The 24,869-nt window shown below is 56.5% G+C and carries 19 protein-coding genes and 1 tRNA gene; 8 read left to right on the top strand and 12 right to left on the bottom strand.

The window, feature by feature from the left end; translation table 11 throughout:
• Positions 1–411: 411 nt before the first annotated feature.
• The 3 genes from lpxK to VFU50_03725 form a co-directional block, all read right to left on the bottom strand.
• The gene (lpxK, locus tag VFU50_03735) at positions 412–1,362 is read right to left on the bottom strand and encodes a tetraacyldisaccharide 4'-kinase (GenBank protein ID HEU5231947.1); all 951 of its coding nucleotides are present in this window, start codon (positions 1,360–1,362) and stop codon (positions 412–414) included.
• Positions 1,359–2,669, bottom strand: a complete 1,311-nt coding sequence (locus VFU50_03730) for a 3-deoxy-D-manno-octulosonic acid transferase (protein HEU5231946.1) — start codon at positions 2,667–2,669, stop codon at positions 1,359–1,361. The genes lpxK and VFU50_03730 overlap by 4 nt, the downstream gene beginning before the upstream one ends.
• Positions 2,670–2,750: 81 nt before the next feature.
• On the bottom strand, positions 2,751–4,445 hold the full coding sequence (locus VFU50_03725) for a CRTAC1 family protein (protein ID HEU5231945.1): 1,695 nt from the start codon (positions 4,443–4,445) through the stop codon (positions 2,751–2,753).
• Between the two features lie 403 nt (positions 4,446–4,848).
• Between VFU50_03725 and VFU50_03720 the strand changes: the two genes are divergently transcribed.
• The 3 genes from VFU50_03720 (at position 4,849) to VFU50_03710 (ending at position 9,812) form a co-directional block, all read left to right on the top strand.
• The gene (locus VFU50_03720; GenBank protein ID HEU5231944.1) at positions 4,849–7,284 is read left to right on the top strand and encodes an amylo-alpha-1,6-glucosidase; all 2,436 of its coding nucleotides are present in this window, start codon (positions 4,849–4,851) and stop codon (positions 7,282–7,284) included.
• Positions 7,285–7,315: 31 nt separating this feature from the next.
• A complete protein-coding gene (locus VFU50_03715) occupies positions 7,316–9,067 on the top strand; it encodes a trehalase family glycosidase (GenBank protein HEU5231943.1) in 1,752 nt (583 codons plus the stop codon).
• An 85-nt stretch (positions 9,068–9,152) separates the two neighbouring features.
• Positions 9,153–9,812 (top strand): cyclase family protein, encoded by a 660-nt coding sequence (locus VFU50_03710; GenBank protein ID HEU5231942.1) that lies wholly within the window; start codon positions 9,153–9,155, stop codon positions 9,810–9,812.
• A gap of 27 nt (positions 9,813–9,839) precedes the next feature.
• On the opposite strand, the gene VFU50_03705 is transcribed toward VFU50_03710, so the two are convergent.
• Positions 9,840–11,183, bottom strand: coding sequence for a folylpolyglutamate synthase/dihydrofolate synthase family protein (locus VFU50_03705; GenBank protein HEU5231941.1), 1,344 nt, complete (start codon positions 11,181–11,183; stop codon positions 9,840–9,842).
• 297 nt (positions 11,184–11,480) lie between these two features.
• A complete protein-coding gene (locus tag VFU50_03700) occupies positions 11,481–11,936 on the bottom strand; it encodes a hypothetical protein (GenBank protein ID HEU5231940.1) in 456 nt (151 codons plus the stop codon).
• 403 nt (positions 11,937–12,339) lie between these two features.
• On the opposite strand from VFU50_03700, the gene VFU50_03695 reads away from it, so the two are divergent.
• The 3 genes from VFU50_03695 to VFU50_03685 all read left to right on the top strand — a co-directional run bounded on the left by VFU50_03695 (position 12,340) and on the right by VFU50_03685 (position 17,857).
• Positions 12,340–12,846, top strand: a complete 507-nt coding sequence (locus tag VFU50_03695; GenBank protein HEU5231939.1) for an Hsp20/alpha crystallin family protein — start codon at positions 12,340–12,342, stop codon at positions 12,844–12,846.
• A gap of 269 nt (positions 12,847–13,115) precedes the next feature.
• Positions 13,116–15,773: an ATP-dependent chaperone ClpB gene (clpB, locus tag VFU50_03690; protein ID HEU5231938.1), complete on the top strand. Its 2,658-nt coding sequence runs from the start codon at positions 13,116–13,118 to the stop codon at positions 15,771–15,773.
• A gap of 575 nt (positions 15,774–16,348) precedes the next feature.
• Entirely contained in the window at positions 16,349–17,857 is a 1,509-nt protein-coding gene (locus tag VFU50_03685) for an amino acid permease (GenBank protein HEU5231937.1), read from the top strand.
• Positions 17,858–18,006: 149 nt separating this feature from the next.
• Here the strand turns inward: VFU50_03685 and VFU50_03680 are convergent, their stop codons facing one another.
• The 3 genes from VFU50_03680 to cdd all read right to left on the bottom strand — a co-directional run bounded on the left by VFU50_03680 (position 18,007) and on the right by cdd (position 21,181).
• The gene (locus VFU50_03680; protein HEU5231936.1) at positions 18,007–19,236 is read right to left on the bottom strand and encodes a nucleoside transporter C-terminal domain-containing protein; all 1,230 of its coding nucleotides are present in this window, start codon (positions 19,234–19,236) and stop codon (positions 18,007–18,009) included.
• Between the two features lie 114 nt (positions 19,237–19,350).
• Positions 19,351–20,670 (bottom strand): thymidine phosphorylase, encoded by a 1,320-nt coding sequence (locus tag VFU50_03675; GenBank protein HEU5231935.1) that lies wholly within the window; start codon positions 20,668–20,670, stop codon positions 19,351–19,353.
• 85 nt (positions 20,671–20,755) lie between these two features.
• A complete protein-coding gene (gene cdd, locus VFU50_03670) occupies positions 20,756–21,181 on the bottom strand; it encodes a cytidine deaminase (protein ID HEU5231934.1) in 426 nt (141 codons plus the stop codon).
• 208 nt (positions 21,182–21,389) lie between these two features.
• Here cdd and VFU50_03665 point away from each other — a divergent pair, with 208 nt between their 5' ends.
• Positions 21,390–21,758, top strand: coding sequence for a hypothetical protein (locus tag VFU50_03665; GenBank protein ID HEU5231933.1), 369 nt, complete (start codon positions 21,390–21,392; stop codon positions 21,756–21,758).
• A 22-nt stretch (positions 21,759–21,780) separates the two neighbouring features.
• Here the strand turns inward: VFU50_03665 and VFU50_03660 are convergent, their stop codons facing one another.
• Positions 21,781–22,014, bottom strand: coding sequence for a hypothetical protein (locus VFU50_03660; protein HEU5231932.1), 234 nt, complete (start codon positions 22,012–22,014; stop codon positions 21,781–21,783).
• Between the two features lie 122 nt (positions 22,015–22,136).
• Here VFU50_03660 and VFU50_03655 point away from each other — a divergent pair.
• Positions 22,137–22,213: transfer RNA gene (locus tag VFU50_03655), tRNA-Val, on the top strand.
• A gap of 61 nt (positions 22,214–22,274) precedes the next feature.
• On the opposite strand, the gene VFU50_03650 is transcribed toward VFU50_03655, so the two are convergent.
• The 3 genes from VFU50_03650 to VFU50_03640 all read right to left on the bottom strand — a co-directional run bounded on the left by VFU50_03650 (position 22,275) and on the right by VFU50_03640 (position 24,857).
• Positions 22,275–22,670: a putative toxin-antitoxin system toxin component, PIN family gene (locus VFU50_03650; protein HEU5231931.1), complete on the bottom strand. Its 396-nt coding sequence runs from the start codon at positions 22,668–22,670 to the stop codon at positions 22,275–22,277.
• Positions 22,667–22,900 (bottom strand): ribbon-helix-helix protein, CopG family, encoded by a 234-nt coding sequence (locus VFU50_03645; protein HEU5231930.1) that lies wholly within the window; start codon positions 22,898–22,900, stop codon positions 22,667–22,669. The genes VFU50_03650 and VFU50_03645 overlap by 4 nt, the downstream gene beginning before the upstream one ends.
• An 88-nt stretch (positions 22,901–22,988) precedes the next feature.
• Entirely contained in the window at positions 22,989–24,857 is a 1,869-nt protein-coding gene (locus VFU50_03640) for an ABC transporter ATP-binding protein (protein HEU5231929.1), read from the bottom strand.
• Between the last annotated feature and the right edge of the window lie 12 nt (positions 24,858–24,869).

Here is a 24,869-nt window from a genome sequence, read left to right as displayed (position 1 = left end):
GCTCTCGCCGGCATCCATCGCCCGCATCACCGATATCTTGAAATCACGACTGTAGCTGCCTCGGGCCAAGTCCATTGCCTTTCTCCATTCAATGTACTCAGTCCCTTATTTCCCTGTCTCATTTTTGGGGTTCACTCCAAGTCTCCAATTACATCCACGACTCTGTGCTATGACGAAATAGGGCGAAAGTCAAGCGAAATCGGCAACAGTCTGTTCGGAATTTTTTTCCGATACCTGAGTGCCCGGCTGACGTACGTTCCCGATTTAGAACTGCGTTATTCGTCGAAGACCAGGACAGGAAGTCTCAGCGTCTTCGGTGTTTCCAGGCGCGCGTTATGGGGAATTCATAATTCCGCGTCGGACATAGCAACTGTGAAAATCGCTCTAAGTCCGCCAGAAACATAAGAAGTCTCAGACGCTTGTTCGCCGCTCGGAGATTGTGGTCAGCATTAAAGCGACCGCTTCGTCTGCTTGTTTCAACCGAGTTTCAAGAGGCCCAACGACAGAGTTCAACTCTGCGGCATGCGCGCCGAGATTCACAGCATCTTTCTCGGTCGTGATGAGTTGTGAACCGGGATGCCGCGCCCGAGCGGTAGTTAACCGCGCAACATCGTCAGGCGTATAACGGTGATGATCGCGGAAGACGATCTCCTCCCGAACGTCCAACCCATGCTTCCGCAGCGCGGAGAAGAATCTCTGCGGACGCGCGATCCCGCAGAACGCGATTACCGGACGAGCCGATTTGGGAACAAAGAGATTACGCTCGATTGTCCAGACCTGGAAGTCGCCTCGGGGTAGTTGATCGCGGGGAAAGTCTTGGTCCACCACAACAACATCTGCTCGTTGCAATGCTGACAGAGGCTCGCGAAGGCGCCCTGCGGGCAAGAGCTTGTCCGAGAGATCTTCCTGATTCAGCAGCACAATGTCCAAGTCGCGATGGAGTTGGCGGTGCTGGAAACCGTCATCGAGCAGGTGGACTCGATTTGCTTTCGAGTCTTTGATGGTTTCCTCCGCTTCGAGTCCCGCATCGAAACGATCCTCACCGACAAAAACAGGGCAGCCAAGCTTACGCGCGATAAGCAAAGGTTCGTCGCCGAATTGCTCGGGAGTGCCGCCGGGATCGACGCGCAGTACTCCGGTCGTAGCACGACGATAGCCTCGCGAGAGCACATCGACCTCAATTCCGCGCTGTCTCAGCAACTCGCCGAGCATGATGACAAACGGTGTTTTACCGGAGCCGCCAACGGAAATGTTTCCCACGCTGATCACGGGCCATGACAGGCGGCGCGCGCGCAGGATCTCATGATCGAAGCAGTAGTTGCGCACTGCGACGACAGAGCGATACAAGGAAGCGCCGATCATTGCTGCGATGCACCCAAGTTCGTAACTGCGGTGCTTTGACGATCCAGCAACTCGACGATGGCGGCCAGAGTACGCTGTGTGCTCCCGCGCCCACCTTCCACCACGTGAAAGGCTCGCGAGCCAAGCTGGGTAGCTTCATGCGGCTGCTGCAGCAGACGAAGCACGGTCGCACTGAGCTGTTCCGTGTTCACTACGAGCACGGCATTGCTGGCGAGAAAGGTCCGCACGATCTCCCGAAAGTTCTCGTAATAAGGGCCGACGAGAATTGGCTTGGCGAACTGTGCTGGTTCGAGAATGTTGTGCCCGCCGCGAGCAACGAGCGATCCGCCAACGAAGGTAATCTCCGCGACCGAGTACACCGACGCCAACTCGCCGATTGTGTCGAGTAGGAGAACGCCACCGCCAAGCGCAGTTCCACTCCAGGTTGAGCGGCGCCAAAAGCTTACGCCCGCACTGCGCAGAAGTTCGGCCACAGCATCGAAGCGCTCAGGATGCCGCGGCGCGAGGGTTATGAGCGCTCTGGGATAGTCTCTGAGTACCGATTTGAAACAGAGGATCAGCAGCTCCTCTTCTGCCTCGACGGTGCTGCCGAAGACGAGAGTCCGTTGGTTAGGCTGAAGAACGCGGCGAAGCTGTTGCGAAAGCGGCGACTCAGCAGGAACCTTCACATCAAACTTCAAATTTCCCGCCACGCGCACGTGCTCGGCATCTGCCCCAATTGCAATAAGGCGCTCATGATCAACTTCCGCCTGCGCGAGGAAGAGGTCGATATCGTTAAGCACTCGTCGCAGCAGAAAACGAAATCGTTTATATCCGGGAAGCGACCGGTCGGAGATGCGCGCATTCACGACCACAATCTGGCAACCGCTTCCTTTCGCGATGTGCAGCACATTGGGCCAGAACTCCGTTTCCGCGAGCACCAGCATCGCGGGCTGAACGGCAGCTAAGAACGGATTGATCGCAAAGGGAAGGTCGAGCGGGAGGTAGAAGACCCGTTCAGAACCGAACTTTTCTCGCGCGAGCGTCTGGCCCGTCAGAGTGGTCGTGGAAACGTAAATATCTCGTTCCGGGAATTGCTTTCGCAGAGCATTTACGAGTCCGCTGATCGCCAGCACTTCGCCGACGGAAACAGCGTGAATCCAGATTGACTGCTGAGCCGTAGCCGCACGCTTCAGCCGGGCAGGAACCGAACCTAGTCGCTCCTTCAGGCCTGCTCGATATTTTCCTTCCTGCAGCATTCGCACCAGCCAGTACGGCGAGCTGATCACTAAAGCGATTGCGTAAAGAATGGAATAGAGCAGGTACATTGAGCGTTCGCTTCGATTCTAAGTGTTGAGCGAGTCAGCAGAGACGAACAAAATAAAGGAGGACTGTAGCCCGGTATGTGCTCAGGGTTTGCGGAAGACATCCGTCTTGACGATACCGCCGGCTTCTTTTACGTAGATCACACGATCGACTTCAAGCTCCTTCAACTGATCAACATGCCCGCTCGGCCAGCGTATTTCGATGAGATCAACTTTGGTCGCTTTGTTGAGCCCAAAATGAATTCTCAGATCGTTCTGGGAAAAATAACTGCCGCCGCTGCGTACTTCATCTACCTGCTCGAGAGGCTTCTCGACTCCTGGAATGCGGGCGACGCATTTGATTCTCGCGCCGATGCCGCTACGGTTTGATTTGGTCCCAATCGTCCGCACTTTGATCCAGTGATTTCCGGTGGTCGAATCGCAGCGGAGAAGCTGCGGGATGTCATTCACACAATTAACGACAACATCAATGTCGCCGTCATTATCGAAATCGCCAAACGCGCAGCCGCGTCCAGGAGCGGGCGTGTTGATGCCTGGACCGCCTTCTGCGGAAACATCTTCGAAGCGGCCGTTGTGCAGGTTGCGATAAAGAAACTTTTTTTGTGCGTAAGCAGCTTCGGTGCGCAACTGTTCCACTTCGGGATAGACGTGGCCGTTGCAGATGAGGATGTCGAGCCAACCGTCGTTGTCCATGTCGAAGAAGCCACAGCCCCAGCCAAGATAGCGCGTATTCAGGCCGAGTCCGGACTGGAACGTCATGTCATCGAAGTTGTCGTTGCCGAGATTGCGATACAGCGAGTGCGTGTCGCCGGCAAAGTTGGTTTTTACGATGTCGAGATGTCCATCGTGGTCGTAGTCGCCTGCGGCAACGCCCATCCCGGCCTGGGGCTTGCCGTCTGGACTTAGGGCCGCGCCTGCGGCAATGGCGATGTCTTCAAATCTGCCGTTCTTCAAATTGTGGAACAGCGCGCTGGCCGTGGAATCATCTGCGACGTAGATATCGGGCCAGCCGTCTTCGTCGAAGTCGGCGGTGAGCACTCCGAGGCCGTAGGTGCTCGCGGTTTTCGTGACTCCCGCCTGCTCGGAGACATCGGTGAAGGTGCCGTCGCCGTTATTGTGATAGAGGATGTCCTTGCCCCCATTCAGGCCGGGAGGACCGCAGGCGACCATGATGCCTTTGTACAGGCAAGGTCCCGATTCGGGAACTGGAGCCGTCTTCAAGTCGAGATCGATGTAGTTGGCTACGAACAGATCCAGATGGCCGTCGCGATCGTAATCGACGAATGCGCAGCCGGTATTCCAGCGCGTCGCCTTCTGCGTTAGTCCTGCCTTTGCGGTCACATCGGTGAATGTGCCGTTCCCGTTGTTGTGATAGAGCGCATTCTGGCCGTAGTAGCTGATGAAGAGGTCTTCGTAGCCGTCATTGTCGTAGTCGCCGATGCAGACGCCCTGTCCCCAGCCAGATCGAGCCAAACCTGCCTTGGCTGTGACATCGGTAAAGGTGCCATCACGATTGTTCTTGAACAGATGGCACGTCGGCTCCTCCCCTTTCGGGAATCCTTCGAGGCGCCATCCGTTGACCAGGAAGATATCGAGCCAGCCGTCGTTGTCGTAGTCGTAAAAGGCAACGCCGCAGCCAGTCGTCTCCAACAGGTACTTGTTTTTCTTGACGCCGCCGTAGATCGTTTTGGCATTCAGTCCGGCCGAGCGCGCGACATTGACAAAGCTGACGCCTAGCGGAGCAGATTCCTCCTTCGAAGGGGAGTTTGCCGTCTGCATTTCAGAAGCCCAACTTCTTGATCCGAGGCCCGCGAATCCGAAGATCTGATCAATGCTTAAGACCAGCGCGGTGCGGCTGATGGACTTCAGAAAGTTACGACGGTCAAACTGCAAGGGAAGCCTTTGGACGTGTTAGGATTTCTGCCGCTTTTCAAAACATTTAAGCACACGGCGCGGGAAAAAGAACCCGCACAGGCAAAACACGACACGGATTGCACGGATTTTACGGATCAGACGGATAAAGCGATAAATGTTCAAAACACTCCTGCCAGGCACCTGCTCGATCCGTGGAATCCGTAGCATCCGTGCAATCCGTGTCGTGTTTTGCTGTTGGTGTTTTGTACTTGCAGCGTATTCCGAGGTTCCTCGCGTCGAGATCGGAGCGCATGAGCTCTCACGTCCCGTGCGGCCTTGGGAGTTCCTCGATGCCGTTGGGAAGCACTCCGGCTTGCTCGGAAACGAAAGCGGGCGGTTCGAGGCCTGGGTATATCCGATTAAGATCTTTCGCGATTTCGAGGTTACGTTTGTCCTCGGTGATCGCAGCATTCCCGCATCGTCTTTAGTGCGAAGACTGGTAATGCATCCCGAAGGTCCAACGCTCACGTTCGCTTCTGATTCATTCACCGTGAATGAAAGCTGGCTGGCGCCGCCGGATGAGAACGGCGCGATCGTGCGCTTCGAGATCGATACCTGGGAGCCGCTGCAGATCGAAGCATCGTTCACGCGCGATTTTCAGCTCATGTGGCCTGCAGGACTGGGCGGCACCTACATGAGTTGGATTGCCTCGATGCGCGCATTCGAATTCGGCGAGGAAGGCCGTAAGTTTGCCGCCGTGGTTGGATCGCCGAGCGCAGTCTCTGCCGATCCTGAGTTCTTTTCGAACAGCTATGCGACCACGCGCAGCACGTTCCGGCTTGCTGGCGCGCAGAAAGGCCATTCTGTCGCTTACATCTTTATCGCTGGGTCAACCAGCGGGCCCGACGACGCGCGCAAACAATATCAGCGGCTCGGAACGAATCCCGAACAGTTTTTTGCTTCCGCTCACAAGTACTACGAAGACTATCTCTCTCGAACACTGTCGCTCGAACTCCCCGATGCGCAACTTCAGGCAGCTTACGATTGGGCGCGCATCAGTACAATTCAGGGACTCGTCGCCAATCCCTATTTGGGAACCGGACTGGTTGCGGGATATCGTTCGTCTGGCGAAACTGCGCGTCCCGGCTTTGCCTGGTTTTTCGGGCGGGATTCGCTCTGGACCGATCTTGCGCTCGATTCCATCGGCGATTTCGAGACTACGCGGACCGCGCTCGATTTCATTGCTAAATACCAGCGCCAGGACGGCAAAATCGAACACGAGATCTCGCAGACTGCCAGTCTCGTCAACTGGTGGACAGGGTTTCCGTACGCCTACGCCTCTGCCGACGCAACGCCGCTGTTCCTAATCGCGATGAACGACTACGTCCGGACCTCTGGCGATATGGCCTTCGCTACTTCGCATTGGGACAATGTCTGGCGCGCTTATCAGTTCCTGAAGTCCACCTATGATGCAAATGGGCTGCCGCGCAACTTCGGCATTGGACACGGCTGGGTAGAAGGCGGCCCGCTGTTGCCGGTCGAAACTGAGTCGTATCAGAGCGGGCTTGCGACTGCTGCACTCGACGCGGTAGTTTCTCTGGCGCGTTTGACAAGCAAGCAGACCGAGGCGGCAACGTTGCAGCAGGAATACGATGCGCAAAGAAAGAAGATTAACGATTCGTTCTGGGACCCTTCCGATCACACGCTGGTCTTCGCGCTCGATCGGGAGAACAGCCAGGTTCGCACACCGACAGTTTTAAGCACGGCTCCCATGTGGTTCGATGTCTTCGATCCTGAGAAGGCGAACGCGACGATCGACCATCTCGCCAATTGGGATGAGGCCGCGGATTGGGGCATGCGCATTATCTCCGAGCGGAATTCCTTGTACGGACCCACCGGATATCACTACGGCTCGGTATGGCCATTGTTCACTGGCTGGGCCTCGGTAGCGGAATACCGCAACCACCGCCCACTCGAGGCATACGCGAATCTGCGGGCGAATTCCATGCTCGCGCTCGATGGTTCGCTCGGACATGTCACCGAGGTCCTCTCTGGTGCTTACTACGAAGGACTTGGAACAGCGTCGCCGCACCAGATATGGTCATCGGCGATGGTGCTCAGCCCGGCAATTCGAGGAATGCTTGGCCTATCAGTGGATGAAGAGAACAAGAGCGTGGCGCTCGCTCCGCATCTTCCTGCCAATTGGAATGACTTTGCTATTCATGGTCTCAGCGCATGCGGCAGCAAATATGACATATCTTTCCATCGCAGTGATCGCACGATCAGCTTCAACGTGACTGGCACAGGCTCAGGCTGCACTTTCACCTTCTCTCCCGCCATAAGCAAACACGCGCGAGTTCTTGGAGCGACGCTAAATGGCCGGAAGCTTGGGTACAAAATTGATCAGAATGAGAACGACCAGCACGTTGCCGTTAAAGTCGATTCGACGGGAGAGGTCAGCTTCCAAGTTGCAGACGACTTTGGCCTGGTTGCCGATGCGGATCTGCCGGAACTTGGGGCCGCAAGCAGCAATCTCAAGATCTCGCATGAGCAATGGAGTCCAGACCGGCGCCAGTTGGCACTTAGAGTTGCCGGATTATCCGGCCGTACGTACGGGCTGCGAGCTTACGGCGCGAAAATGCAATCTGTCGCCGGTGGCGATCTGAAGTCGGCGGTCAATGGCGAGCAGATCATCGAGATTGAAATTCCATCTTCGAGCGGAGCAGAAGAGTACGTCGAACGTGAAATCTCGATTCGTTTTTGAATTTATTTTCTTTGCGAGCGTGAATGTCTGAATGAAGTTCCAAAATGATAGTGCCTGTGTCTTGTACCTGAGCCGTCTGAAAGCCGCGACTTCCAACCTTACTGCTGGCGTTTGCTTGCGTGCTTTCGCTCTGACGCTTTCGTCGATTTTCCTGATCAGTCCGGCTTTTTCCCAGCAGAATTCCGAACCAGGCAGCAAGTCTCATGCACTTACCGCCGCACAGGCCGCAGAACTCAAGAATTACATCCACTCTGCCTGGCAGACACTCACGCGCTCCCAAACCGACTGCGCTTCTCTGATCGACACAAAGCTCACTACGAAACCAGTGCTTTACGTTCCAGCCGACATTCAAGTCCCAGCTGCCGTGCAGCAGGTCGAAGCGAAATGCGGCACTCGCGTCGCGAAGCTCCCGCGCGTGATTCACAATTTAGGCGACGTAAAGGCTTCGGAGGTTGAGGCGGGTCTGCTCTACCTGCCCAATCCATACGTTGTACCTGGTGGTCGTTTCAACGAGATGTACGGTTGGGATAGCTACTTCATCCTTCGCGGGCTGGTGCGTGACGGCGAGCTAGCGATGGCGCGCAACATGATCGAGAACTTCTTCTTTGAGATTGAGCACTACGGCGCTGTTCTGAACGCCAATCGCACTTATTACTTCACGCGCTCGCAGCCGCCGTTTCTGACCTCGATGATCATGTCGTACTACGACGCCCAGAAGACTGCACGCAAGCAGGATCGCGAATGGCTGGCGCGCGCTTACGACTACGCAAAGCGCGACTATCAGCTTTGGACTCATGAGCCCAAGCTCGCGGGCAATACTGGGCTATCACGCTATTTCGATTTGGGCGAAGGACCGGTTCCCGAAATGGGAGACGACCCGACGTACTACTCGGATGTAACCAGCAACCTGCTTACGATGGGCAGCATTGCCGATGCTTACCTGGGAGCTTCACCGGCAATGTCCACCGCACAGGTAGGTCCAGTGTTTCAGTTGCAGGTCTGCGCAGTGCAGCCAAAGGGAACTGGGACAGCGCATTGCGCGGAGGCACAGCACATCAGCCTCTCGCAGGACTACTACAAAGGCGATCGCGCCATGCGTGAGTCGGGATTCGACCCCTCGTTCCGATTTGGTCCATACAGTGGGTCGACGCACCACTTTGCGCCGGTCTGTCTCAACAGCCTTCTTTATAAAGAAGAACAAGACCTCGCAGAAATGGCGAATCTGCTGGGGCGTTCAGACGAATCTGCGAACTGGAAGCAGCGCGCGGAGATGCGCAAGGCAGCGATCAATAGATACTTCTGGAACGCTCAGGCCGGGATGTTCTTCGACTATGACTTCCTTCACGATCGACAGTCGAGCTATTACTATGCGACGGCCTTCTATCCGCTTTGGGCGGGTTTAGCGACTCAGGAACAAGCGCAGGCGGTTGAGCATAACCTCAGCTTGTTCGAACATGAGGGCGGCATCGCCATGAGCGATCGCATAACCGGTATGCAGTGGGATCTTCCTTATGGCTGGGCGCCGCTGCAACTTCTTCCCGTCGAAGGGCTGCGTCGCTACGGGTTCAATGCGGATGCGGACCGCATCTCGCAGGAATTTGTCTCTGATGTTTATGACAACTTCAAGCGCGATCAGACCATTCGCGAGAAGTACAACGTGATCACGCGCTCGACGCAAGCTGCTGTTTCAGCCGGATACAAGACGAACGTCGTCGGTTTCGGCTGGACGAACGGCGTCACGCTGGTTCTGCTGGATTCGAAAGGCGCAATTCAGGGGCAGTAGTTCCTTCGATTGCTGTGTCAGCTTTGTGAATAGATAACCTTCTTCGCATCGCGCAACTCCTACCTAAGTTGTTCGGAGAAGGTTCGTGTCTCTACTCGCCAGCAGCATGGATTGGATCGACATTTCCGCCGCCGTGTGTCCTGAAACTGCCCCGATTTTCGCCGACGATCCTCCCGTCCACTTCCGCTGGGCGAAGCAGATCGCCAAGGGCGATAAGGACAATCTCTCCGCCATGGACATGGGGCTGCATACGCTCACGCACGTCGATGCTCCTCTTCATTTTGTTGAGAACGGCACGACCATCGATCAGGTTCCCATTTCGAAACTGATCGGACCTGCGCGCGTAATCTCGGTGGATCCTGCAGTCGATGTAATCGACGCCGCAGAGCTGCGCAAGCACGATCTCGCCGGCGCTAAGCGTGTTCTCTTTCGCACACGTGCTTCGGCAAACAACTGGCTCTACGATCGCCAGTTTCACAAGGACTACACCGGCATCGCTCCGGACGCGGCGCGCAAGTTCGTAGAAGCAGGCATCGATCTGGTGGGGGTGGATTATCTTTCCGCCGAGCAGTTTCAAGCGAAAGAAGCACCCACGCATAAAACTCTGCTCGGGAACAACGTGCTGATCGTGGAAGGCTTAGATCTTCGCAACGTAGCGGAAGGCGATTACACGCTGATTGTGTTGCCGCTCAAACTCGCTGGACGCGAGGCCGCGCCCGCAAGGGCATTGCTGCAACGCAGATAACAGATCGAGAATTACCGAAGCGCATGCCTACTGGCCAACTAAGCCCAGTGCGGCCCCAACGAGATAGACAGAACCGGTGATCACAGTGACTCTGCCGCGCTCTCGCGCGATGCGAAGAGCGTCCTGCAAATCGTCGCCACCCAGGATTGGCACTCCAATATGGGAAGTTAGCTCGCGAATCTCTTCAGGCGATGCGGCGCGTGGGCTGCTCACGCGTGTGGCGATTACTTCTTCAGCCAGCGGAAAAATGATCTCACCGATCTCGGCGATGTCCTTGTCGCGCATGGCGCCGAAGATAATCGTGAGCGGAGCATTGTCATAGCGACTCGAAAGGGCAGAGCGCAGCGCCCAGGCACCCGCAGGATTGTGTGCGACGTCGAGCACGATCTCAGGTGAGCCCGGGATTACCTGAAAGCGCCCAGGCCAGTGCGTGCTCGCGATTCCTGTGGCGGTCACCGCAGGAGTGATTCTGTATCCGAAACGCTGTTTCAGTTCGACCGCCGCTGCGATCGCCAGCGCGACGTTTCGGGTCTGGTGCCGCCCGGCAAGGGGGGAATCAACGGTAATCTCCGCGCCCATCACTTCCAGTGGATAACGATTGTGTGGCAGGCCGTTCTCGCTGATTTCGAAAGAGTCAGCAGCGGGCGTCACCGAAGGCATGTACTGGCTGGCATTCACCACGCGAGCACCCAGATCTCTCACCCGTTCGCCGAGCGCATCGTTGACCTCGGGATGTTGCGGCAAAGTGACGAGAATCCCATTCCGCCGGACAACTCCCGCTTTCTCGCGTGCGATCTCGGTGAGTGTATTTCCCAGCCACTCTGTGTGATCGAGGGAAATGTCGGTGATGACCGAGAGCAGTGGATCGGCGACATTTGTCGCATCCAGCCTGCCGCCAATGCCGACTTCGAGCACCGCAATCTCCACGCCTGCGCTCGCAAAGTATTCGAAAGCCATTGCAGTCAGCGTCTCGAAGAAGCTGGGATGTTGATCGAGTTTTCCCGCGCGAACGAGCGATTCCGACACGTCATCAATTCGCGAATGTACTTCGGTGAACTCGGCGTCGCTGATAGTCTCACCATCGATGGCGATGCGCTCGTTCACGCGCACCAGGTGCGGAGACGTGTAGAGGCCGGTTTTGTATCCCGATGCCTTCAGAATGCCGGCCAGCGTGGCCGATGTCGAACCCTTGCCATTCGTGCCGGCGATGAGAACGCTCGGGAACCGCCGCTCGGGATGGCCAAGAGCTTCGGTGAGCACGCGCATGTGCTCGAGATCGAACTTGCGACGCGGCTTCTGCCCCTTCTGCGTCCAAAGCTCGGGCGCGAGAGACAGCAGCCTCTCCACCGCGGATTCATAAGTTGCAGGCATTCGTGAACGATTCTAAACGGCGGGATGAGACTGCGGATTTTCCCGGTTTCACGAGGAACAGCGAAAAATACAGTGATCTACGCAGACTCTTCGCAAAAACCTGCAAATTCTGCCCAATTTTCACAAATTTGTCACTTAGGCAGGGATTTATCAGGGAAAGTAGGGAAAACGCCGTCCAAGCTCTTTTGCTATGTGACTTAGCGACCATGCTCGCCAGAAGCACAAGAACGGATCAGGGAACCTCAGGGAATTCTTGTTCCAAATTGGAACTTTCGACTGCAGCCCAGTAAGAGGCGGCTAAATCATCTGACGACGGTGCAAGGCTCCAAGCGCCCAGGCGGCGTTTTCGCGTGCGTGCGGCTCGGGCGAAGTGATCAGAATTTTGATGAGCGCGTCCGTCGACGATTTGCCGATATTCACCAGCGCGGCGGCGGCTTCCTCGCCCAAAGTGGCAGTAGTGGTCTCCGGCGAGTCGGGCTTGCGGTATTTCGAGACTTCCACCTGAGTCGCGTTGCCGAGCAGATCCACCAGTGCTGGAATCGCCCGTTCTGCGGCCGTACCCCGGCTACCTAGCCAATATGCGGCTGCTGCCCTGCGCTGCGCTTCCCCGGAGCGGAGCTGCGCAATGTGTCGGCTGATGCCGTCTTCCGTCGAACGAGTCGGGTTGGCTGGCTCTCTGCCGATGAAGCCGCAGAACAAAACCAAGCAGCTCAGCAGAGTCGAAAAGACGATCGCTTCCCGGTGTTGCCTCATGAGGTGCCCTCAACTCCTCTGAAGAAACGTCTGCGGAGATATACGCAACTGAGCTGCCGACCGGTTCCTTCCCTCTAAGTACAAGAAAAGGCTACTCAGACCAAGGGGTCTGCTAGCAGGGTAAGTCGGTGAACCTGCTCGTCGATGGGACAGTCTGTTCAAAAGCGAACGCCGGAAGTGGGATGGATTGCGTTTCTCAACTTCGCGACTGCGGCCAGCTAACCTATGGATACTTGTATCAGTATGTAACTGAAAACACGTCATATACTACAAACTATTACACTATTGACAACAGCACACTCACATTTTATGCTTCTTTACGGCTTAGGTAAGCATCAAAGCCTATAGCTGGGCTGAATGCCAAGCAGAGTTTGATTCAATCGCTTTCGGAGGAAAAAACATTATGGTCGTTACACGTTGGGACCCCTTTCGTGAGCTTGCCTCATTGCAGAATCGCGTGAACAGCCTTTTTCAGGACTACGGCCGCACAGGTCAGGACGAACTGACCACCGCCGGCAGCTTCGTTCCCGCCGTTGACGTTTACGAGGACGAGCACAAGGTCACGCTGAAGCTCGAAATCCCGGGCATCAATCAGGACGATGTCGATGTTCGTTTAGAGAACAACACGCTCACCGTGAGTGGCGAGCGCAAGTTCGAAAAAGAAGAAAAGGAAGAGAACTTCCACCGCATTGAGCGCCGCTATGGCAGCTTCGCCCGTTCATTCACGCTGCCGAATACCTTGGATCCGGAGAGCGTCAGCGCCAATTATGAGAACGGAGTGCTGAAGATCGAACTGGCAAAGCGCGCCGAAGCGAAACCGAAGCAGATCAAAGTAAACATCGGCTCCGGCAAAACTCTGGGCAAGACCGTCGAGGGAACCAAGGCCGAAGGCAAGAGCCAGGCAGCGTAATTCGAGGAGTAAAGTTGGAACCGAAAGAGGGAGACGGGCCCCTGGTTCGTCTCCTATTTTGTTTTACCGGCGGATGATAACTCAGTACCGTCTGCAGTAGCAGCCGGGTGTGTCGATGCTCACCCATCCGCTACCGCGGACGGTACTGACTAAGCGCTGTCGGCTTTCGGCCCATCTTTTATCGTGAAAGTTGACTGGCCGAACGCCGATAGCCGAAAGCCGATAGCCCTTCTCAGACACAACGCATCAAGATTAAGTAGGACACACACATGGCAATCCGTTGGGAAAAATTAACTGTTAAGTCACAGGAAGCCGTGCAGAAGGCGAGCGAACTGGCGGCCGAAAACGGCAATCCGGAGCTGCTGCCGATCCATCTGCTGGCAGCGCTGCTCGAAGACAAAGAGGGCATCGTTGTGCCGGTGCTGCGCCGCATCGGCGTGGGTCCGGAGAAGCTGCTGAGCGACGCCAATTCGGAGATCGCGAAGCTGCCCAAGGTCTCGGGCGAGTCTGCTCAGCCGCACATGTCCGCGGCATTGCAGAAGGTGATGGACTCGGCATTCAAGCAGGCCGACACCTTCAAGGACGAGTACGTCTCCGTCGAGCATCTACTGCTAGCTCTCTCCCAGATCGGGAACGACACGGCGCAGCGTCTGCTGAAAGCCGCAGGCGCCACGCACGATGTCATTCTGCAGGCCCTCACGCAGGTACGTGGCTCGCAGAAGGTGACGGACCAGAATCCCGAAGCCAAGTACCAGGCGCTGGAGCGCTATGCTCGCGACCTGACCGATCTGGCGCGCAAAGGCAAGCTCGATCCGGTGATCGGACGTGATGAAGAAATTCGTCGTGTCATCCAAGTCCTCTCGCGCCGCACCAAGAACAATCCTGTGCTAATCGGCGAGCCAGGTGTTGGCAAGACTGCCATCGTCGAAGGATTGGCGCGTCGCATCATTTCCGGCGATGTTCCGGAAATTTTGAAGAACAAGCGAGTCGTCTCCCTTGATTTAGGTTCAATGCTTGCCGGAGCAAAATATCGCGGCGAATTTGAAGATCGTCTCAAGGCAGTCCTCAAAGAAATCGAAGATTCGGCCGGGCAGATCATCCTGTTCATCGACGAACTGCACACGCTTGTCGGGGCCGGCGCAGCCGAAGGCGCGATTGACGCTTCAAACATGCTCAAGCCGCCGCTTGCGCGCGGCGAACTGCGCGCCATCGGCGCGACTACGCTGAACGAGTACCGCAAGTACATCGAGAAGGATGCCGCGCTCGAGCGACGCTTCCAGATCGTCTTCGTCGGCGAACCGAACGTCGAGGACACGATCTCAATTTTGCGCGGCCTCAAAGAACGCTACGAAGTTCATCACGGTGTCCGCATCAAGGACTCGGCAATCGTCGCGGCGGCTACGCTGTCGCATCGTTATATCTCCGATCGTTTTCTGCCGGACAAAGCTATCGACCTGATCGACGAAGCCGCCGCATCGCTGCGCATTCAGATCGACTCGATGCCGACCGAAATCGATCAACTCGAACGCCGTATGACTTCGCTCGAGATCGAGCGTCAGGCGCTCAAGCGCGAGAGCGATCCGAATTCACAGGATCGTCTCTCTGCTGTCGAAAAAGAACTCGCAGAACTTCGCGAGCAGGCTGATGCGCTGAAAGCCCGCTGGAAAGAAGAAAAGCAGTCCATCGGGCGCGTGCAGGAGCTTAAAGAACGCATCGAGAAGCTGAAGATCGAAGAGCAGCAGGAAGAGCGCCGCGGAAATCTGCAGCGCGTGGCCGAGATTCGCTATGGCGTGTTGCGGCAGGCAGAAGCCGAGTTGGCGAAAGCCAGTGCGCACGACGGGAAAGGTCCTGCGACTCGCATGTTGAAAGAAGAGGTCGATGAAGAGGATGTAGCACGCATCGTCTCCAAGTGGACCGGCATTCCCGTTTCGAAAATGCTCGAAGGCGAGGTCAAGAAGCTGGTCAACATGGAAGCGCGTCTGCGCGAGCGCGTTATCGGACAGGACGCCGCGTTGCAGCGCGTTTCAAACGCGATTCGGCGTTCACGCGCAGGGTTGAGTGATCCACGTCGTCCGATCGGGTCGTTCATCTTCCTCGGTCCGACCGGCGTCGGAAAAACCGAGTTGGCGCGTGCGTTGGCCGAATTCCTGTTTGACGACGAACACAACATGATTCGCATCGACATGTCCGAGTACATGGAGAAGCACGCAGTCGCACGTCTAATCGGCGCGCCTCCGGGATACGTCGGTTACGACGAAGGAGGACAGCTTACCGAAGCCGTGCGCCGTCGTCCCTACTCAGTCATCCTATTCGACGAAATCGAAAAGGCGCACAACGACGTCTTCAACGTGCTCCTGCAAATTCTCGATGATGGCCGACTGACCGACAGCAAAGGCCGCACAGTTGATTTCAAGAATACGGTCATCATCATGACGTCGAACCTCGGCGCGACTTACCTGAATACCGAAGCTCTGGCGACGCGCGACGCATTTGATCGTGCGAGCAAGCAGGTGATGGAAGTAGTGCAGTCGCACTTCCGGCCCGAGTTCCTGAATCGCGTCGACGACATCATCATCTTCCGTCCGCTCGAAGAGGCACAATTGATTCGCATCGTCGATCTGCAACTGGCGAACGTGCGCAAGCTGCTGGCCGACCGCAGAATCTCGATCGAAGTAACGGCGGCAGCCAAGGAGTTGATCTTCAAGGAAGGATATGACCGCGTGTATGGCGCGCGTCCGCTCAAGCGCGCGATCCAGCGCCTGGTGCAGGACCCGTTGGCAATGAAGATCCTCGATGGCGAAGTGCTGCACGGCGATCATGTCGTGATCGACACCGACAAAAAGAAAGACCGTCTAACCTTCGAAGTGGAGCGCTCCGGCCAACGCGAGCGCTCCGCGCGCTTGGAGACGGTGGAAAGCCCATCGTGAGGATCGGGTGATCGGGTGATCGGGTCATCGGGTGAAGTGAGAAGCAACACCAAAACCAAACACGACGCGGATTGCGCGGATGGGACGCGGATTTCGCGGGAGGCCAGGCTTTGCGTTTGTGGCTCTCGGCTGCGCTGCTCTGACACAATGATGTGCGTTTCGGATGCAGTTTGCCCTACATTCCCAATCTTCCGCGTGAATCCGCGTCGGGTGATCGGGTCATCGGGTGAAGTGAGAAGCAACACCAAAACCAAAACACGACGCGGATTGCGCGGATGGGACGCGTATTTGGCGGAAGTTAGGCTTTCGTTTGCGGCTCTCGCCTGCGCTGCTCTGACACAAATGATGGTGCGTTTCGGATGCAGTTTGCCCTACACTCCTAATCTTCCGCGTTGATCCGCGTCCCATCCGCGAAATCCGCGTCATGTTTTCGGTTTCACTTCACCCGATGACCCGATGACCCGATTCCTTTCTCCCTTGACCTAAGCGCCAACTTCCTTTGAAATCGTGGGTTCCCGTATTCACACCTTTGCCTGGAGCCTGCTCTGCCCAGCCAACTTCTTGCCAAGAAATCCATCGACAAGCTCATCGCCAACTCCGAAGAACCGGAGCATCGGTTAAAGAAAACTCTCGGACCGTGGTCGCTTACAGCCTTGGGGATCGGCGCGATCATCGGTTCTGGAATTTTCGTTCTGACTGGCACTGCGGCTGCGGGCGAGCATTTTGCGGTGCCGTCGATTTTCAAGGCACAGGTGCTCGATCTCTTCCTCAATCTCATTCAGCACGGAACCACTTCCGGCGTGATCATGCACGGGCGTCCGCCTGCCGGCCCGGCGATTGCGATTTCATTCATTCTGGTTGCTATTGCTTGCAGTTTTGCCGGGCTGTGCTACGCCGAATTGGCATCGATGATTCCCATCGCGGGAAGCGCGTACACTTACTCGTACGCCACGCTGGGAGAGATCTTTGCGTGGGTGATTGGCTGGGACTTGATTCTCGAGTACGCGGTCAGCAATGTCGCCGTAGCGATCGGATTCGGCGGGTATTTCAAGTCACAGCTCGCACAGTTCCACATCCTGCTTCCTGACAAATGGTCGAACCCTGTTTGGCAAGGAGGGCAGTGGACGGGCGCTTATTTCAACTTTCCTGCATTCCTCATCGTCTTCGTCTTGACCGTGCTACTTGTGCGCGGCGTGCGCGAGTCCGCCGAAGCCAACAATGTGATGGTCGTCATTAAAATCGGTGCGATCCTCACGTTTCTCGTGGTCGGCGGAATGCTTGCCAGTCCGGCGAACCTGCATCCGTTTGCACCGGCGGGATTCAGCGGTATTCTCGCGGGTGGCGCGATCATTTTCTTCACCTATATCGGCTTCGATTCGGTGTCTACCGCTGCCGAAGAAGCCAAGATGCCTCAGCGTGACATTCCCTTTGGCATCATCGCTTCGCTCATCGTGTGCACAATTCTCTACGTCGGAGTCGCGCTGGTACTGCTGGCGATGATGAAGTACACGACGTTTCTCTCCGGCGATGCGGCTATGGCCCCGGTGGCTTACGCCCTGCAGCATCTCGGAGCCAAGCCGGCTTTTCAAGCGGTGATTATCATCGGCGCGCTGATGGGCATGATCTCGTCGCTGCTGGTGTTCCAATATGGGCAAACGCGAATCTGGTTTGCCATGTCGCGTGATGGGCTGCTGCCGCGAATTTTTTCCGCAGTTCATCCCAGGTTCAAAACGCCGCACTGGTCGAGCTGGATCGCCGGGGCTGCCGTGGGTATTCCGGCTGGGCTTGTAGATATTGGGGATGCGGCGGATCTTTCGAATATCGGGACTTTGTTTGCTTTCGTCCTCGTTTCCCTTGGAGTGATCGTTCTTCGAAGAACGCAGCCGGAGCGTCCACGGGGGTTCCGTGTGCCGCTGGTGCCGCTCTTCCCACTGATTTCGGTTGTGCTCTGCGTCTCGCTGATGAGCGGGCTGTTGCTCATCACCTGGGTGCGATTTTTCGTGTGGCTTTTTATTGGATTAGCGATCTACTTCTTCTACAGCCGCAAACACAGCGAGTTCGCGCAGAGTGTCTCGACCCGGTAACGGAACGTCGGCGGTAGCCGATGGGTCGGAGATGGCCGGATGGCCAGCTCCGAGTGATGCCGTACAGCCAACAATCTCGATTGCGCAGCCGCAACCGCGCGGCTGCCCCATCGGCTACCGCCGACGGTTCTGTGGTGCATCGGCAACCCTCAGTGCTGCACTAACAAGCTCACGATCGACGCCGACATCAGATTGGCCATGGTCCCAGCCAGCATGGCCCGGAAGCCTAGCTTTGCCAATTCGGAACGTTTATTCGGGGCCAACGCTCCGATGCCGCCGATCTGGATTCCTATCGAGGAGAAGTTCGCGAAGCCGCAGAGCGCGAAGGTCGCGATAGTGACGGAACGCGGATCGAGTGCTGCTTTCACGGCGCCTAACGCCTGATACGCGACCAGTTCGTTAATCACCATGCGTGTCCCCAGCAGATTTCCGACTGAGATGGCATCGTGCCAGGGAATGCCAATCGCATAAGCCACTGGCGCGAAGATGTGCCCTAGCAAGCTTTCAAGGCTGACCGGAAAGAATGCAGCGTGGCGATGAATTCCGCCAAAGATCCCGTTGATGAGCGCGATCAACGCCAGGAACGAAATGAGCATGATGGCGACATTGAAGGCCAGTTGTCCGCCGTCGATGGTGCCGCGCGCGATGGCGCCGAGGACGTTATCGTCCTTGTGCATGTCTTCTTCCGACATCTCGACCTTGCCTTGCGTTTTCGGCATTTCCGTTTCGGGAACGAGAAGTTTGGCCATCAGAATCGTTCCCGGAGCAGTCATGATGACGGCAGCGAGCAAATGTTTGGCTTCGACGCCGAATGCGATATATGCCGCCATGATCCCGCCCGAAACGTGCGCCATGCCGGCGGTCATGATCGTCATCAGCTCCGACCGCGTGCACTCGGGGAGAAATGGGCGGATGGTGAGCGGGGCCTCGGTCTGACCCATGAAGATCGATGCCGCGACATTGAGCGATTCCACGCCGCTCACGCCCATGGTCAGCTTCATCAGCCAGGCGAAGAAGCGAATGATGAGTTGCATGAGGCCGATGTAATACAAGAGCGCAAAGAATGCCGAGATGAAGATGATCGTCGGCAGAACTTGGAAAGCAAAGACGAATCCAACCGGCGGAGCGGGTATGCCTAGCGCTCCAAACACGAACTGGGCGCCGGCGGCGGAGTATCCGAGTAGCTTGGTGACGCCGTCCCCGGCGGCGCTCATGATGCGCTGGCCGAAGGTCCAACGCAGCACAATCACTGCGAAAACGAGCTGGAGTCCAAGGCCCCAGGCGATGGTGCGCAGACGAACGGCTTTGCGGTTGGTGGAGAAAAGATACGCCAGTCCAACGATGCCGACGATGCCAATCAGGCCGGTGAGTCTAATCATGTTTTACCTTGGAAAGGCGAACACGAAGGTCACGAAGACAACACAGAGAGGTCACAAAGACTTTTCCGTGACCTCCTGTGTTTACCCTCGTGACCTTCGTGTTCGCTCTTGGTTTTATGTCTTCTTTCCTTCGATCACGCGTCGAATTAATTTGCCCGGTGCCGCAGCCTTCTCATTCCCAATCCGGTACGCCGAATGAATCAATGATTCAGCGTCGGCAAGCCGTGCATCGGAGTTGTAATGCAACGTGCAGATCGGCTCGTTATTGCCGATGGCATCACTGACTTTCTTATGCAGCACGACTCCGACTGCGGGATCGATGGAATCTTCTTTCTTCTCGCGTCCGCCGCCGAGCACGAGGCTGGCAATGCCGACTTGCTCGCAGTTGATCGACTGTACGTAACCTGCGCCGCGACTGCGAACCTCACGACGATTTCGCGCCTCGGGCAACTTCTTGGTGTCGCGCAGCGCATCCGCATTCCCGCCCTGTAAAGTCGTCAATTCGCGAAACTTGTTAAATGCTGCGCCGGTGGCAATCATCTGCTGCGCAAGCTTGCGACCTTCCTCTACCGAACGGGATTTTTCGCCCAGATAGAACATCCAGGCGGAGAGTTCAAAGCTGAGATCACGCAGATCGGCTGGGCCGCCGCCGTGCAGAACTTCAACGCACTCGATCACCTCAAGCGCATTGCCGACGTATCGGCCGAGCGGCTGATCCATGTCGGTGATGAGCGCGACTATGTGTTTGCCCATTCGCACGCCAGTGTCGACCATCAGCTCGGCGAGGTGCACGGCGTCGGATTCTTTCTTCATGAAGGCGCCGGAGCCGGTCTTCACGTCGAGCACCAGCGCGTCGATTCCTTCGGCGATTTTCTTGCTCATGATCGAAGCGCAGATGAGTGCCGGGCTCTCGACCGTGCCGGTCACGTCCCGCAGTGCATACATCTTTTTGTCGGCCGGGACGATCTGCTCGGTCTGTCCGACGAGAACCATGCCGCACTTGCGCAGGACCTCGCGCATTTTGTCGGGCGCGAGGTTTACGTTGAATCCCGGAATGGATTCGAGTTTGTCGAGCGTGCCGCCGGTGTGGCCGAGGCCGCGTCCGCTGATCATGGGCACGAGCAGACCACCGGCCGCAACGATGGGGGCGAGGATGAGAGAGGTTTTATCGCCGACGCCGCCGGTGGAGTGCTTATCCACTTTCTTGCCAGCCAAGTCGGACCAGTCCAGCGTGACACCCGAGTGCAGCATCGCTTCAGTGAGCGTGGCGATCTCCGCGCCTGACATGCCCTTGAGCAGCACGGCCATTAGCCATGCCGACATCTGGTAGTCAGGAAAGTCGCCGCGCGTGTACCCACGAACGATGAACTGGATTTCGTCGCGCGTGAGTTCGTGTCCGTCGCGTTTGCGGCGAATCAGATCGACGATGCGCATCGGCTCTCGGCGGCACTCCTGGATGTCATAGAGGGAAGTGCAAGATTACAGGACTTCAGGAGAACTGAATAGCTGTAATTGCAGATCAGGCCAGCGAATCGGAGCCGAAACAATGGGGCAACAGTTCCCGCATCGAGCTTCGCTGAATGCCGTTCGGTCCGAGATAGAAAATTTCGGCGTCAGGTCCGAATTCACTCATGACCTGCCGGCACGCGCCGCAGGGAGAGCAGGCAACATTGCGGTCATTCACGACTGCGACTGCACGAATTCGCACGTGCTTGGGGCCCAAGGCAGCAACTGCCGAAAAGACCGCCGTGCGTTCAGCACAGTTCGTGAGTCCATACGAGGCGTTCTCGACATTGCATCCATAGAAAATCTCTCCGCTCGCGAGCAGGATTGCGGCGCCCACACGGAAGTTCGAATACGGGGCATAGGAGTTTTCGTACGCGTGCTTGGCCATGGCGAGCAATTCGTTCTGCTCGGTTTCAGAAATTGCGCTCGGCGGGTTCATTGTGGTCGGAGAGAGATGATACGGATTCGAGGGTGGAAGCGCAAAACTCTCGCGAGGCTTGTCTGTGCGTAACTTGGCAAATTCGCGGCCGACGTCTGAGAATGGAAGAAACGCCTCTATTCAACTTTTGCTGTCCTTGAGACGAGATAACAGCATTCGCAGAGAGGAAATTATTCGTTTGGTTAGTAAAGCAGTAGCGGTCTTATTTATGTCGACTCTGCTGGTGGCCCAATCATTGCCGCCGCGGAACCAGAGTTCGGGCCCACGCACGCATCGTCCGTCGATCCCTGGTGGCGTGCGTTCCATGAAGGGCTGTCTGGTGAAAGATGCGGAAAATGGAATCGTCCTCGTATCTCAGAGAGGCAGCAAGGTTCCAGTCAGCAGCGCCGAGGACCTCGCCAGTCATATCGGCCAGCAGGTAAAGGCGAGCGGCGCTTTTGTGGCAAAAGACAAGGACGATCCCAGCGACCCGAATTCATCCAGCAAGCCGGACGATAAGCTCCATCCCGAGCACGAGTTTCGAGTCTTGAAGATCGAGGTGCTTGCGCCTAGTTGCGCACCCATCAAAAAGAAGTAGTGCACAGCTTGCCGACTGTTCCTTAAAGCGTCGTCCAGATGCGTACGATCGAAAACAGGGAGATGAATAGTCCAAGGCCGAAGTAGATATTGTGCAGTGTGGCCTCGCTAGGTGGGTCAGGGAAGTGAACGCCATGACTGCGGAAGAAGCCGAGCAACGCCTGCTCGCGCTCCATGATGAAGTCAGCGATTGGGCGATGAAACGCGGCCACGATCAGGCCAAGCACCAAACGCGCGAAATCCCCCGCCATTCCCATAAGTCGAGTGTAGCCATTGGGTCGAATCTCTCAATCGGGGGAAGGGCTTAATTCGTCCTGCGATGGGTCTCTACCGTTGCTCGAGGTTGGGCGAGTGTCTAAAATAGAAAAACTGCCTCTGTAGGCCCGTAGCTCAGTTGGTTAGAGCGCTTCCTTGACACGGAAGAGGTCGATGGTTCGAGTCCATTCGGGCCTACCATTCTTTGAACATCGGGAATTTATTCCTCTCCTGTTTTCCGAACCTTAGAAGATGGCTAAGGTTACATCGCGAGATATTCCGCGGGAGTGATGATGGGTGCTCCGGCAAACGACTTGAGAACCAGTAGATCTTTGTCTCCCGCGATCAACAAGTCGGCGTGAGCGAGAGCTGCGCACTCCAGGAATTTGTCCTCGTGCGGATCGCGACACTTCTTAACGGTTCCGCGAAGACTCACGTGAATGGATCGAGCCAGAACCATCTCAAGGGCGAGATCAGCCCGTTCGGGATCCCATGAGAACTTCTCAGTTAAGACGCGAAGGATTTCTTGCTCGATTTCGTCGGCAGTCGCGATGACGTCCTGGCTCATTGCTTTGGCTAATGCCCGCGTCGGTGTTCCATATGCTTTTGCAAACTGGAGCGCCGAAATCCAGACGTTGGTATCCAAAACGACGATCACTGCGTCCGGGAGGCGCGGCGGCCTCGACGAACCTCTTTGATCAGGCGCGACACGTCACGCTCCGCATAACGCTTTGGATTGCGGCTTGCTGCATATTCGCCGATCTCTTCCAGGCTAAGTCTTGCTTGCTGCGCATAGTAGGTGCGGAACGCTTCGCGAAAGAGCTCGCTCATGCTGCGAGAATCGCGCTTGGCCAGAGCCTCGGCCTTCAGCGCTAGATCGGGCGGCAAGCTGATTGTGTAAACCTTGGATAGTCGGGAGGAAGCCACAACAAACACATATTACAATGTAATGGAAAACATTACAATGCCGGTAGGGCTAGCGATCCTGAGAACCGGTGTGGTATTCGAGAGCATCATCGAGAGTTTCGGATCGTTCTCCGTCTCCTATTTGCAACCGCTCCATTTCTGCGTACAGACCTCCGCTGCTAACGAGCTGGTCGTGCGTACCTTGTTCGACGATGCGGCCGTCTTTGATCACGAAGATTACGTCGGCTGCGCGAATGGTCGAGAGGCGGTGCGCGATCGTGATAACGGTCTTGCCCCGCATCAGGCGCTCCAAGGCCTCAACCACGAGTTTTTCTGCGCCGGCATCGAGGCCGGAGGTGGGCTCGTCGAGGATCAGGATGGGAGTGTTACGAATGAGAGCGCGGGCGATGGCGATGCGCTGGCGCTGTCCTCCGGACAGAGTCATTCCTCGTTCGCCAACGATGGTGTTAAAGCCCTCCGGCATGCGCTCGATGAACTCGGTTGCGTTGGCCAGTTCTGCTGCGCCGATGATTTCATCGCGACGAGCTTCAGGTTTGCCGTAAGCGATGTTCTGCCAGATTGGACCGTGGAAGAGCACGGTCTCCTGCAGCACAAAGCTGATCTGCTGACGGAGCGAGCGCTGGCGGAAGTTGCGAATGTCGATGCCATCGATCCGCACGGTTCCCGAACTGGGATCGTAAAAGCGAGGAATCAGACTGATAATGGTGGTCTTGCCTGCGCCGGTTGGACCGACGAACGCGGCGACTTGGCCGGGCTCGATCTTGAAGCTGACGTCTTCCAGAATGGGAGATTCCGGAGAGTACGAGAAGCTCACGCGATTGAATTCGATTTTCCCCTTTAGACGCGGCGCCGGTTTCGATTTGGGAAGATCTTTGACCTCTTTATCGGTCTCAAGCACTTCCTGAATTCGCTCGTAGCCCACCAGGGCTTTCGAATAGGAGTCGGTCATCTTCGAGAGCTCCTGCATCGGCTTGTACATCTTTGCCAAGTACATGATGAAGACGACCAGCGTGCCTGAGGTGACCTCCAAACGTCCGCCAAACCAAAGCACAAGACAGGTGCCGACCGCGACGATGATCTGCACGATGGGCGCGAGCTTGGCTTTCAGGCTGCGCGCCCGCAGCGCGATTTCCACTCCTTCGAGACTTTCTTCGTCCAAGCGCCGCACTTCATAGTCTTCACGAGAGAAGGCCTTCACTACGCGAATTGACCCGAGAACCTCTTCGATGATCGAGACGATCTCGCTCTCTTTCTTGCGTACTTCGCGTGCAGCTTTTTTAATCCGGCGCGTGTAGGTGTAGACCACCACGAACAGGAACGGCGCAACAGAAAGGGCAATGAGCGTGAACCGCCAGTTCATGTAGAGCATCACGCCAATCATGCCGACGAGAGTGATGAGGTTAATCAGCACTCCAAGAAGTCCGGAGGTGATGAAGCTCTGGATGGAGTCGATGTCGCTCGTGACTGTGCTGATCAGGTCGCCGGTGCGCTTCTGATCGTGATAGGCAAGGGAGAGCCGCTGTAGATGCGAATACAGCGCGCGACGCAGATCGTGTGTCACCCATTGCCCGACGCTGGTAGTGATGTACTTCTCGGCGTAGGAGCAGACCGCGTCGAGTAAAGCAATCCCGAGCACGGCTAAGCACGCGAATTTTAGGATCACGAGCTTGTCGGTGCCAGCGAGGGAGTGAACGAGATGCTCAAGCCAACCGGAAAGGTCTTTGCTCTTCTTGGAGTCGAAGACGTTGTCGAGAACGATCTTGATCGGCCACGGCTCGAGCAGGTTCGCCGCGCTCTCTCCGATGACAGCTAATAGCCCAAAACTTAGCGTTCCTAGGTGCGGCCGAAGAAGTGTGCGAATCGTCAGCCTTCGAGGTGAGATCGGTCTCGATGGAGAAGATTCTTTTTGCCCCTGCACGGGATTGATCGT

It is taken from the genome of Terriglobales bacterium (assembly GCA_035764005.1).
Classification (GTDB): Bacteria; Acidobacteriota; Terriglobia; order Terriglobales; family Acidobacteriaceae; genus Gp1-AA112.
The sequence above is the reverse complement of the archived record's forward strand: the minus strand, read 5'-3'. Positions and strand labels throughout refer to the sequence as shown.

Excerpts from the sequence above, each read along its gene's own strand:
- lpxK (HEU5231947.1), bottom strand. The coding sequence starts at position 1,362 with ATGATCGGCGCTTCCTTGTATCGCTCTGTCGTCGCAGTGCGCAACTAC.
- VFU50_03730 (HEU5231946.1), bottom strand. The coding sequence starts at position 2,669 with ATGTACCTGCTCTATTCCATTCTTTACGCAATCGCTTTAGTGATCAGC.
- VFU50_03725 (HEU5231945.1), bottom strand. The coding sequence starts at position 4,445 with ATGCAGACGGCAAACTCCCCTTCGAAGGAGGAATCTGCTCCGCTAGGC.
- VFU50_03715 (HEU5231943.1), top strand. The coding sequence starts at position 7,316 with ATGAAGTTCCAAAATGATAGTGCCTGTGTCTTGTACCTGAGCCGTCTG.
- VFU50_03705 (HEU5231941.1), bottom strand. The coding sequence starts at position 11,183 with ATGCCTGCAACTTATGAATCCGCGGTGGAGAGGCTGCTGTCTCTCGCG.
- VFU50_03700 (HEU5231940.1), bottom strand. The coding sequence starts at position 11,936 with ATGAGGCAACACCGGGAAGCGATCGTCTTTTCGACTCTGCTGAGCTGC.
- VFU50_03695 (HEU5231939.1), top strand. The coding sequence starts at position 12,340 with ATGGTCGTTACACGTTGGGACCCCTTTCGTGAGCTTGCCTCATTGCAG.
- clpB (HEU5231938.1), top strand. The coding sequence starts at position 13,116 with ATGGCAATCCGTTGGGAAAAATTAACTGTTAAGTCACAGGAAGCCGTG.
- VFU50_03680 (HEU5231936.1), bottom strand. The coding sequence starts at position 19,236 with ATGATTAGACTCACCGGCCTGATTGGCATCGTCGGCATCGTTGGACTG.
- VFU50_03675 (HEU5231935.1), bottom strand. The coding sequence starts at position 20,670 with ATGCGCATCGTCGATCTGATTCGCCGCAAACGCGACGGACACGAACTC.
- cdd (HEU5231934.1), bottom strand. The coding sequence starts at position 21,181 with ATGAACCCGCCGAGCGCAATTTCTGAAACCGAGCAGAACGAATTGCTC.
- VFU50_03665 (HEU5231933.1), top strand. The coding sequence starts at position 21,390 with ATGTCGACTCTGCTGGTGGCCCAATCATTGCCGCCGCGGAACCAGAGT.
- VFU50_03660 (HEU5231932.1), bottom strand. The coding sequence starts at position 22,014 with ATGGGAATGGCGGGGGATTTCGCGCGTTTGGTGCTTGGCCTGATCGTG.